This window comes from Clostridium sp. HV4-5-A1G (assembly GCF_900184915.1).
Taxonomy (GTDB): domain Bacteria; phylum Bacillota; class Clostridia; order Clostridiales; family Clostridiaceae; genus Clostridium_B; species Clostridium_B aromativorans.
This window is the reverse complement of record NZ_FXYI02000026.1, coordinates 16,167-27,049: the sequence shown is the minus strand read 5'-3', so window position 1 is coordinate 27,049 and position 10,883 is coordinate 16,167. Positions and strand designations below refer to the sequence as shown.

Below are 10,883 nucleotides of genomic sequence, written 5' to 3'. Positions count from 1 at the left end.
AAAATATATATTTAAATAAAAAGCGATGAGTTCTAGAGCTCATCGCTTTTAACATAAAAATTCAGCTTACACTGAAAGATTAAACATACTAAAAGTTCTTTCCCTCCGAAAGCAAAAACAACTACTAGGCAGGTCTCCTGGCTTATGATCCATATTTATTTTGAGCTCTTACTTTTAAAGTTAAAAGTCAAAATTCATAATCAAATACAGTAGCGGGGGCTGTTACGGATTCTAACCGCATTCCCTTTTCACCTATATATAAGGCACCTAGAATCTATTTTATATTATAGTTTTAAGTTTATTATATTCCACTTTCCATGTCAACTGATTACTTGATATTATATTTTATCAAAAAATCATTATCCTCAATTACCTTATTATAAACATCATCTCTTATTATATGATGATCTTCTGAAAATACCAGTACACGTTTAAAAAGCCCCTTTACATATTCAAAATCATGTGTAGAACATATTATGGTCTTTCCTGCCTTATTTAACTCTATAAACAAATTATTTAAAAACTTTTTACCCTTCGGATCTATGCCACTCATAGGCTCGTCTAAAACCAGCACTTCCGGGTTAAGAGCAAGTACAGCAGCTATGGCCACCCTCTTTTTTTCCCCTCCACTTATGTTATATGGCTCTTTGTCTTGTAAATTTTTTACATTCAAGAGTTTTAAACAATCTTCCACTCTTCTTTCTACTTCAGCCTCGTCCATTCCCATTTGTCTTGGGCCAAAGGCCACTTCTTCATATACATTGGAACAGAAAAGCTGCGCATCAGAGTTTTGAAATACAAATCCCATTTTTTTGTGAAACTTTTTAGAAAAACTACTATCCTCCAATTTACTCCTAGATATCTGTATATTATTAAAATAGTAACTTCCACTCATAGGAAATATCATCCCATTCAATAACTTTAAGAAAGTTGACTTTCCACTGCCATTGGCACCTATAAGTGCTATTGAATCTCCCTGTTCTATTTTAACATTTATACTCTTGAGCACCTCTTCATCTTTATATTTAAAAGATACATCCTTAAATTCTATCATCCTAACCTCATCCTAGCTATGTAAAAATACATGCCTATTATAAAAATATTTACTATTGAATATAGGAAATCAACAAACTTAAACTTGAACTTCACATGAGATATATATTCTCCTGTAAATCCTCTACATTCCATGGCATAATACATTTCATCTCCCATTTCCTTGGACTTTAAAAACAAACCTCCCATGAGTTTTGAAATGGAAGAATATTTGTTGCTGTTCTTTCCAACCGATCTCAGTTTAAGAGAATAAAACATATCTAGAGCAAATTCTCCTAAAATGTAAATATATCTCAAGGTTATATCAAATACTAGGATAAAAATATCAGGCACAAAAAACTTTTTCAGTGCTTTTATTATATCATGCCAACTGGTAGTATAGGATAGAGTATTTATGGAAATTATAGTTCCAACTACCTTTAGTATAAGCAAAATGCTGTTTTTTGTATTGCCCATAACCATGGAAGGCATGAGCATTACAGCAGTGAACAGCGGAACAGCTGTACTTAAAATCAGTATTCTCTTTATTTCTTTTATATTCAAAAGGCTTAATAACAACAGAAAATATACATCCATTAAAAATACATAGTGAAAACTTTTGGACAAAGATAAAAATATTATATTTAAAATAGTAAAAGACAATTTCACTATGGGATTTAAATTGTATAAGAGATTATTTTCATTTCTATTATTTCTTTTAATAAGAGATAATAGATGTAATATAGAAAAAATACTTTTGTCTATAAATTTATCTTTATCTTCTGGTGGAATATAATCATCTTTTTTTAAAAGCCAATCTTCCATAAATTACACCTGCAATTTCAAATTATAATATGTCCATGTTAAAAATATATCATAATTGTGATTATATTTCAAACAAACTCCCAATTCAATTTTGATTATATATTCTCCATTCCAAAAAAAGCATACCATGGACCCATGGCCACAGCAATTCCCCTAGCCTGCTCTTTTAAAAAAAATTTTTTTATCTCTTCTTTTTTCAGGGCAATTACTTCTATATCTTCTGCTGCTTCTAAATTCTGTTTTGGTTTCTTATTTTCCTCTAAATTCTCATCTATCTCAACTTTTACTACTCTTACTTTGTCCGTCAACAGTGCTGCATTGGAATACAGAGAAATCCCTACAGATTTTACATTTCCTGTATACCCCGTTTCCTCTTTTAACTCTCTCAATGCATTTTCAGGTAAACTTCCACTTTCCACAAGTCCAGCCGGGAATCCAATAACATAATTATCTATAGTAGGTCTATACTGTTTTATAAGTATATATCTATTGGATGGAACCATTTTACTTATTATTACAACTGTGTTTGTAGTATTGGTTCTCTCTATACTTTCCCACTTCAGCTGTTCATGTTTCTTTCCCTCATAAGTTATTTCCTCCAATTTAATCCAGTTTCCACTGTAAAGCGTTTTATCCGATAATTTTCTCATCATATACCTCCTAACTTTTTAGCTTCTTCTCCAATTATGCTAAAACCTTTTTTTATATCTTCTCTGCTCACCCTTGAAAAACCAAGTCTCAAAGTGTCCTGTCCCTTGTCATCTACATAAAATATATCTCCAGGAGTGAATATAACATTCCTCTCGCAGCATTTTTCTAAAAGCTGCCTGGAATTTATATCCTTTAGTTTTATAAAAATATGCATTCCTCCTTCACCAAGTATTTCCCTATTGGGTATATAATTCTTTGCACATTTCAATGCAAATTCATATTTCTCCCTGTATATTCTTCTAGCTTTTTTGATGTATTTATTAAAATCTCCACTTTGCAAATAGTCATAAAAAATTGCTTGATCCAGAGAAGAAGTATGTATATTTCTTGCCCGCTTGACACTCTCCAAATATCCCGTAAGTACCTTATCTGACAATATCCACCCTATCCTTATTCCTGGAAACAAGACTTTTGAAAAACTTCCTACGTATATGACACTGTTACCCTTCCCTGCAATAGCAGCTATCGGAAGCACATGGGCACCTGAATATCTCAATTCCTCATTAAAACCATCTTCAATTATAGGTATATTATAACCTTTAAGTATATTATACAACTTTGCTCTATTTTCGGGAGACATTACAATGCCTGTAGGATTGTGATAAGAAGGTATAAAATAGGAAATTTTAAATTTTCCTTCCTTTAATTTTTCTTTTAACTCATTTAGATCTACACCTTCTTTACCAATTTGGACCCCTTTTATATTGAGTCCATGTAATTTCATAATCTTAATAGCCGTATTATGAGTGGGGTTTTCACACAATATATTATCTCCCCTGTTTGTAAGACAAGACAGCACCAGATCAAATCCCTCAGTAAAACCATTTGTTATAATTATATCTTTTCCACTTGTATTAACACCTTTGTTCTCCATATACTTGAGAAGATATTCTATGAGAAACTTATAACCCTGAGCATATCCATAGTTCAGTATTTTTTTTCCTTCTATGGACATGCGGTTTAAAAAGGATTTTTTAAATTCCTCTATATTAAAAAGATTTTCATCAGGAGCTATGCTTTTAAAAGATATCATTCCACTTTTCCATTTTGTTTCATGTTTGATTATATCTAATTTTTCCGACAGCCTTCCATATTCATTTATTTCATCTTCCCAATCTATATTCCATTTTCCCTGGGTATTTACCTTTACGTCTGAAACAAAAGTGCCCTTTCCTCTTTTTATATAAACAAAGCCCTCATCCTGTAAAAATTCATAAGCATACATCACCGTATTTCTGCTTATATTTAACATTGAAGCCATTTCTCTGGAAGAGGGAAGTTTTTCATCTGCCCTAAGTAATCCCTTCAATATCATACTTTTAATATAATCTTTTAATTGTATATATACAAATTTATTATCCCTTATTTTCATATCAGAGAACATAATAGATTTCACCTCACCTATATATATTTTACACAATTGTGCATATAAATAAAGGGTAGTGTCCTATATGAAACCACAGCTTAAGCAAAATAGACCAAATGTGGTTCTTTATTTTACAAGGTAAATGTATAAAATAATTATTGAGAACAATAATATCAAAATTCAATAGTAGGTAAAATAATAAATGTGGAGGAATTGATATGAAAATAGGGGTTATAATGGGCGGTATATCTTCAGAAAGGGAAGTTTCATTAAACTCAGGCAAAGAGATAATAAACTATCTGGATAAAAATAAATACGAGGTAAAACCTATCGTTATAGATAAAAAAAGTGATGCTTTTGAAAAAGTAAAAGATATAGATTTTGCATTTATCGCACTTCACGGGAAATTTGGTGAAGACGGAATAATTCAATCTGTATTTGAAACCATGGATATACCATATTCAGGCTGTGGTCCTTTAACAAGCGGAATATGCATGGATAAGGATATAAGCAAAAAAATATTTAAGGCTACAGGAATTAATACTGCAAAATGGTTGTGTATCAATTCAATAGATGAAATAGACTATAAATACTTAGATGATATGGGATATCCTGTAGTTGTAAAGCCCAATTGCGGTGGTTCAAGCGTAGCTACAAGTATAGTAACCGAAAAAAAGCATGTAGAAGATGCCGTAAAGCTAGCTCTTGATTATGACCGGGAAATTATAATCGAAAAATATATAAAAGGTGACGAGGTAACCTGTTGTATATTAAACGGTAAGGTACTTCCACTTATCTCCATAAGACCCAAGGCTAATTTTTTTGATTACACTTCCAAATATGCGGATGGCGGGTCAGAAGAAATAATAGTAGAGCTGGAAAAATCCCTTCAAAATGAAATAGAAAAAATATGCCTCAAATGCTGGAAGGTTTTGAAATGCACCGGTTATGTAAGAGTGGATATGATAGTAAAAGACAATACACCATATGTACTTGAATTAAATACTCTTCCGGGTATGACAAAAAATAGCCTCTTTCCTAAAAGTGCTAATGCTGTAAATATGTCTTTTACACAATTGTTAGACAAAATAATTGAGTATTCTCTTAAAAAATAATAACTTCTAAATCATGCGATTTTCAGGTTCAGGATATATAAGAAGTTCAAAGTTCAAATATCAAAGTCCAATTTTGGTAGATTTCATCTGCCGTCAAAAATTGTCATACTTGATATTTGTTCTTTGAACTTTTACACATCGTGAATTGAATACATTCATCTTTCATTAAAACATATATTGTCTATCCCATCTGCTATAAATAAATGGCTGCTAATATTTTTTGCTCTAGTAGAAGCTAGACTTGCAGCATTAATCAATTTATCTATACAATTTAATATATCAGTTTCTTCATGGAGATTTTTTGCTTTATACTCTGCTATTCCTATAGATACCGAAACTAAAATCTTATCTGGGAAAATACTTTTTTTTATCGATGATATTAGCTGCTCTGCCAATACCTTATTTTCGCTTGAAGAATAGGATGTTAAAATAGCAAACTCATCCCCAGCATATCTGCAGAAGCAGATACTATCAGATACAATAATATTTTTCTTTAAAATAGAGGCCACTGATTTTAATATTTTGTCTCCTTTTATATGCCCATATTTCTTATTTATGAATCCAAAATTATCTAAATCCATAAATATAATTGAAATATTTCTATTTTCCTGAATAAATCTGTAAGCATTGTAAAATATATAATCACTTTTATAAAATTCCGTAAGTAAATCAATATGTTTCCCCAATTCAATTTTTAAAATCATTTTTGTAATAAATCCCACAATAACATTTTTTTCTTCCACCAATATGATTTCTAAATCTTCATTCTTGTTAAATATATCCAATGTTTTCCATATATACGTACTCCCCTTTACACATATATATCTATCCGACATGACATCTGCAATTATCCTATTGGGATGGGCCCTGATCAATTCTCTTTCTGTAACTATGCCAACCAATTCATTAGATTTGTAAACTACAAAACACTCAACATCATTTTCATAAAAACAGTGCTGGATAGAATTCGCCCCTGAGAACATATTGACTTTTAAAAAATTTTTATCTGCTATACTCAAAACATTTTGTATCATAAATCCACGGATTTACTAACATGCAATGTTATACTAACCTGCGCTTTTATAATCATTGTTTCGTCAGCAATTTTACCTCCTTCCTCCATAATGATAGAAATCAACTTATCTTCAGGTATTAAATTTATTAAAGATTTTTTAAGAACAATTGCCTCCACATATTTATGTTCTATTTTAATCACTTCATATTGTTCTGGAGAAAGCATGTCTACCATTCTTCTAGCTGCCTCCGGACCAATAGGAGACCTTTTGCCAATGATCAGAACATCCTGCATTGGAGGTACTTCAAATTCCGAAAAATACATTGATACTTCCGCTGTTTTCGTACCTTTATCTCTATTTTTCATTAACACGTCCCCTTCCTGTAACTTATATATAATATTATCATATTTTGTCTAAATCTTCTATAAATTATTTTATACTTGTCAAATCTGTATATAACAAGTCATATTTTATACTTTCATTTACCATTTTAATACACAGCCTGTTTTATGTTCAAACTCATTCTTTATATCCTTTAATTTTTCCTTATTGTTTTCTAAACATCCTTCTTTAATTTTCAATTCTACACTCAAATCAAAACTATTAAAAGCCGGATTCTTTCTCAATTCTATGCTTTCTCTTTTGCAAAGTACTACCGCCATTTCTATTATTTTATTCTGATTTGCACTTTCTGAAATACTTATATCCCAACCTGTACTATCTGCTATTTTTTTAATACTTCTTTTATATTTTTTCCCTATTACAGGACTAATAAAAGACAGCTCTATATATTTTTTATTCAAGCAGGATTTCACACTTTTCTTATAGGGTTTGAATTCCTCACTGTGAAAAAACTCGTCAATGAATTGTAAAGCTTTGTTTTGTTCCATAGTATCACATTCATTATCAGCTTTTACAGCTATAATATCTGTATTCTTTGTGGCTAAATCCCCCGTTGATTTAATCAAAATATCCATTCCTGTAATATTCTTAAATTTTCTCTCTTTGCTTTCTTCTATATCGACTGGTGAATTTAAGTTTACCAGAACTTCATTTTTTTCCAGCCTATAGGATATCTTATTTATATTTTCCTTCTGAAAAAATTCTTTTATTATTTCTGAAACCGCATTTATATTCACCCTATTACTTATTTTAACTTCCCATCCCCATTCCTCTTGAAATTCTTTCATCACATCATATATATCTCCGTTTACCACAGCTGGAAAATCAAAGCTTAAAATAATTTTTTTCTCATCATATATATAGCTGGCTTTTTTAAAATTAAATTTGCCAAAATGTTCATATATGATCTCCCTCAATTCATTTGGTTTGAGCTCTTTCTTATCTAGAATTTTTCGTACCTTTTCCTCCTCCTGACAGCCAAACAAGAACAACCTTTTGCTGTCGCTCTCAAAATACGGAGAATCAATTATGATTTTCTGAAAATGCTCAAAAGAATTTTTCAATTTATTACGGCCTCTCCATATATAGAAGAGTTCTTCCAGCGTAAACAGCTTTTTCCCATAATTGTCATATACAAATTCCCATAGCTTTCTCACATTGCCTTCATCCAATTCTTCATAGGAATTCATGATTTTGCCTATGTATCTTTCCCGCTGTTTTCGAGGTCTGTGTACATATATTTCATAACTTTCCCCACATTTAGGAGCATATATTTCTCCAGTCACTTCCGAAAAAAGTTCTCTTGAAAAACTCTCAACTACTTTTTGGTCCCCATGAACAATAAATATACTTCTTGGATTTAAAAGATGAATTAAAGACTTTATTTCAAATTTATCACTGTGAGCTGAAAGGCCTATTTTTTCAACTTTACACTTTACTTCAATGGTTTTTTCATTTATGCATAATTTTTTATCCTCTTCATCTTTCAAAAGATCCAGCAGTTTTCTCCCTGGTGATTCTTCATCCTGGTAGCCGGTTATAACTATATATCCCTTTTCCATAGCAGCTATTTTTTCCGCATAGTACTGGCTATAGCCCCCGGTAAGCATGCCTGAGCTTGATATTATCACACAAGGTTCTTCGCTTTCCAATATATTTTCCCTGGTTTCATTATCCTTTACTGCAATTATGTTGTCATCATAAAATGGCTCAATCCCTTTCAATATCTTTTTACCCAGAGAATTTTTAAGATACAGAGGGTTTAATTTATAAGCTCTGTTTATATCTCTTATCATTCCATCCACATAGACTTTAATATTTTTTAATACTTTTTTATTCATCGCCTTTTTTACAATGAGAATTACCTCCTGCGCCCTTCCAAGAGCAAAGGCCGGGATCAGCATTTTACCCTTTTCCCTGATGCACTCATCTATTATACCAACAAGTTTTTCTTCCTCTACCTGTCTGTTTGAATGAAGTCTGTCACCATAAGTGGATTCGAAAATCGCCACATCTGGTCTTAATTTGGGCAGTTTCAACCCTTCCACAGTTTTCTGAGAAAACAGAGAAAAATCACCTGAGTAAAAAAATGAACCTTCTGGAGTTGTAATATAGACACAGCTGGCTCCAGCTATATGCCCTGCCATATAGAAAGTAAGAACTATATTGTCGAATACAGTAAATTTAACCATATAATTTATGGGAAATACACGATTCAGCATGCTTATGACATCCTTTTCCGCATACAGGGGAATTTCTCCTTCTCTGTGGTTCATAATTTTTAGACTGTCATAGAGCAGCACTCTCATCAAATCCTTGGTCATCCTGGTAGTATATATCCTGGCTTCTGGGTATTCCCTGCTTATAATTGGAAGGGAGCCTATATGATCCATGTGGGCATGGCTTATTACTATGGCATCTACGCCCCCCTTATCCTGAATCAACTTAAAATCAGGAAGGACATCTTTGGAAGAACTTTGCCTTATGCCGCAGTCCAGTAATATATTTTTATTATATATTGTCAGCAGTATACAGCTTCCTCCAACTTCACGGGCTCCTCCCAAAAATGAAATATCCATATTGTCTAATTCTCCCTTCTTATATATAAGTAGTTTATGTAAGTATACTTTACATGAAAATATCTTCTTATACAATTATAATACACTACATTAAAAATAAGGTATAACTTAAAATAAAAGTTACACCTTATTTTACAACTATGGACTTACATCAGGCAAAGAAAGAATAAAAAACCATTTCCAATAGAATTTCCAAAATTTCCACAATATAGTTGTTGCAACAATATAAGCCCTTTCTCCTATCCTATAATTATACTTATTTAGCTTAATAAACCAAACTTTTAGAACAGCTTACAGTATATTCTTTATATGAATTGGTATTTGGTATACCAAATACTATTGAAATGATTTCGAGCTTATGGTATACTGTAAGTGTAGTGTAAGAGGTAGAAATGAAATGGCTTTAAAAATATTTTAGGTAAATATTAATCAGTAGCTTTAGTAACTTCTTCCTTACTTACCACAGGCTGTTTTTTCACTGGTTTTGGTATGCGAGGCAAAACCAGTGACATTATACAGGCATATAAGGAAAGTATTGCAGCACATGAAAATACTACGTTCCATCCATAAGAACTAGCGAGGTATGCTCCTAGACCTCCACCTAAAATAGAGGCTATTCCTTTTCCACTATAGAGAAATCCATAGTTGGTAGCAGCATAAGTGGAACCGAATACATCTGCGTTAGTCGGTGGAAACAACGAAAAGAGCTGTCCCCATGTAAACATTATACACATCATACAAATTACATAGAGAATACCATTACCACCTATGACAGGTAAAATAAACAAGAATATTGCATTTAAACCGAAAGATATGAACATGGTCCTAGGACGACCTAACCTATCTGAAATCCATCCCCAAAAAACTCTTCCTATTCCATTCGCCAGGCTGTTTAACATGACTGCCAGCACAATAATTGAGGAAGCTATTCCCATTTCCTTTCCAAAAGGTTTAGTATTAGCTGTGATAATGAGTCCACCTACACTAATAGAAAAGAACATGGACCATATAAGCCAGAAATTCGGAGTTTTCAGCATCTGTGTAGGGCTGAATCCAATTTGGGATTGATCTAACTTGGCAATTTTCTCTTTTTTACTAGGCATTTTAGAACCAACAGGATAACGCAAAATCAAAGCTACAATTATGATTACAATGCCCTGTAAAACTCCAGTGACCAGAAAAGCTTGTGCAACACCGCTGTTTTGCAATAATTTATCAATTACCGGCACAAAAGGCATTGAGCCAAGACCAAAAGCACCTGCTATTATACCGGAAGCCATACCCCTTCGATCTGGGAACCAACGAATTGCCACGCTAACACAACCACCATAGATAATTGCTGCACCAACTCCTGCCATAGCATAGGCAAAATACAGACCACTTACAGAATTTACTTGTCCCATCATACTCCAGCCCACTCCAATAAATAGGCCTGCAAGGATAAACATCAGTTTTGAGCCAAATCTGTCAAGCAGATATCCTCCTGCCGGCTGAACAAAGGTTTCAAACATAATAAACAGAGTAAAAGCATACTGAATGACAGCTAGAGATGACTTTAATTGTGCAACTAATGGAGTGGTAAATAAAGTCCAGGCATACTGCAGATTGGCAATCATTATCATGGCAATGACAGCAGCTATAAGTTGAACCCAACGGTTCCCGAGGATTGATCCATATGCATTGATATTTTTAACTCTCATCTCATCAACATTAGTCATGCATTATTCCTCCTTAAATTAATATTTAATTTTCAAAGATCTCACTCAAATTAATGAGTCAGTTGACAATATCTACCTTTTTATCACCTTACTCTCTTTCAATTAGAACCCCGGAGTCA

At 32.5% G+C, this 10,883-nt stretch carries 9 protein-coding genes and 1 riboswitch; of the genes, 1 reads left to right on the top strand and 8 read right to left on the bottom strand.

Annotation, left to right across the window (positions count from 1 at the left end):
• Positions 1-110 precede the first annotated feature (110 nt).
• Positions 111-286, bottom strand: a riboswitch (cobalamin riboswitch).
• 42 nt (positions 287-328) lie between these two features.
• From J5G60_RS04830 to pdxR, 4 genes are all read right to left on the bottom strand, one after another.
• Positions 329-1,054, bottom strand: coding sequence for an energy-coupling factor ABC transporter ATP-binding protein (locus J5G60_RS04830; RefSeq protein WP_150357155.1), 726 nt, complete (start codon positions 1,052-1,054; stop codon positions 329-331).
• Positions 1,051-1,857 (bottom strand): energy-coupling factor transporter transmembrane component T, encoded by an 807-nt coding sequence (locus J5G60_RS04825; RefSeq protein ID WP_150357156.1) that lies wholly within the window; start codon positions 1,855-1,857, stop codon positions 1,051-1,053. Before J5G60_RS04825 ends, J5G60_RS04830 begins: the two co-directional genes overlap by 4 nt.
• Positions 1,858-1,952: 95 nt before the next feature.
• On the bottom strand, positions 1,953-2,507 hold the full coding sequence (locus J5G60_RS04820; RefSeq protein WP_150357157.1) for an NUDIX domain-containing protein: 555 nt from the start codon (positions 2,505-2,507) through the stop codon (positions 1,953-1,955).
• A complete protein-coding gene (gene pdxR, locus J5G60_RS04815) occupies positions 2,507-3,952 on the bottom strand; it encodes a MocR-like pyridoxine biosynthesis transcription factor PdxR (RefSeq protein WP_150357158.1) in 1,446 nt (481 codons plus the stop codon). The genes J5G60_RS04820 and pdxR overlap by 1 nt, the downstream gene beginning before the upstream one ends.
• Before the next feature lie 200 nt (positions 3,953-4,152).
• Here pdxR and J5G60_RS04810 point away from each other — a divergent pair, with 200 nt between their 5' ends.
• Positions 4,153-5,049, top strand: a complete 897-nt coding sequence (locus J5G60_RS04810; RefSeq protein ID WP_150357159.1) for a D-alanine--D-alanine ligase — start codon at positions 4,153-4,155, stop codon at positions 5,047-5,049.
• Between the two features lie 155 nt (positions 5,050-5,204).
• Here the strand turns inward: J5G60_RS04810 and J5G60_RS04805 are convergent, their stop codons facing one another.
• The 4 genes from J5G60_RS04805 to oxlT all read right to left on the bottom strand — a co-directional run bounded on the left by J5G60_RS04805 (position 5,205) and on the right by oxlT (position 10,764).
• Positions 5,205-6,083: a GGDEF domain-containing protein gene (locus J5G60_RS04805; protein ID WP_150357160.1), complete on the bottom strand. Its 879-nt coding sequence runs from the start codon at positions 6,081-6,083 to the stop codon at positions 5,205-5,207.
• Positions 6,080-6,430, bottom strand: a complete 351-nt coding sequence (locus J5G60_RS04800) for a hypothetical protein (RefSeq protein ID WP_150357161.1) — start codon at positions 6,428-6,430, stop codon at positions 6,080-6,082. Before J5G60_RS04800 ends, J5G60_RS04805 begins: the two co-directional genes overlap by 4 nt.
• A gap of 117 nt (positions 6,431-6,547) precedes the next feature.
• Positions 6,548-9,046, bottom strand: a complete 2,499-nt coding sequence (locus J5G60_RS04795) for an MBL fold metallo-hydrolase (protein ID WP_150357162.1) — start codon at positions 9,044-9,046, stop codon at positions 6,548-6,550.
• A gap of 425 nt (positions 9,047-9,471) precedes the next feature.
• On the bottom strand, positions 9,472-10,764 hold the full coding sequence (oxlT, locus tag J5G60_RS04790) for an oxalate/formate MFS antiporter (protein WP_150357163.1): 1,293 nt from the start codon (positions 10,762-10,764) through the stop codon (positions 9,472-9,474).
• Positions 10,765-10,883 lie beyond the last annotated feature (119 nt).

Bases quoted from the DNA above. Each gene is read 5' to 3' on its own strand.
- J5G60_RS04825 (WP_150357156.1), bottom strand. From the start codon at position 1,857: ATGGAAGATTGGCTTTTAAAAAAAGATGATTATATTCCACCAGAAGAT.
- J5G60_RS04800 (WP_150357161.1), bottom strand. From the start codon at position 6,430: ATGAAAAATAGAGATAAAGGTACGAAAACAGCGGAAGTATCAATGTAT.
- pdxR (WP_150357158.1), bottom strand. From the start codon at position 3,952: ATGTTCTCTGATATGAAAATAAGGGATAATAAATTTGTATATATACAA.
- J5G60_RS04795 (WP_150357162.1), bottom strand. From the start codon at position 9,046: ATGGATATTTCATTTTTGGGAGGAGCCCGTGAAGTTGGAGGAAGCTGT.
- J5G60_RS04810 (WP_150357159.1), top strand. From the start codon at position 4,153: ATGAAAATAGGGGTTATAATGGGCGGTATATCTTCAGAAAGGGAAGTT.
- J5G60_RS04820 (WP_150357157.1), bottom strand. From the start codon at position 2,507: ATGAGAAAATTATCGGATAAAACGCTTTACAGTGGAAACTGGATTAAA.
- J5G60_RS04830 (WP_150357155.1), bottom strand. From the start codon at position 1,054: ATGATAGAATTTAAGGATGTATCTTTTAAATATAAAGATGAAGAGGTG.
- oxlT (WP_150357163.1), bottom strand. From the start codon at position 10,764: ATGACTAATGTTGATGAGATGAGAGTTAAAAATATCAATGCATATGGA.
- J5G60_RS04805 (WP_150357160.1), bottom strand. From the start codon at position 6,083: ATGATACAAAATGTTTTGAGTATAGCAGATAAAAATTTTTTAAAAGTC.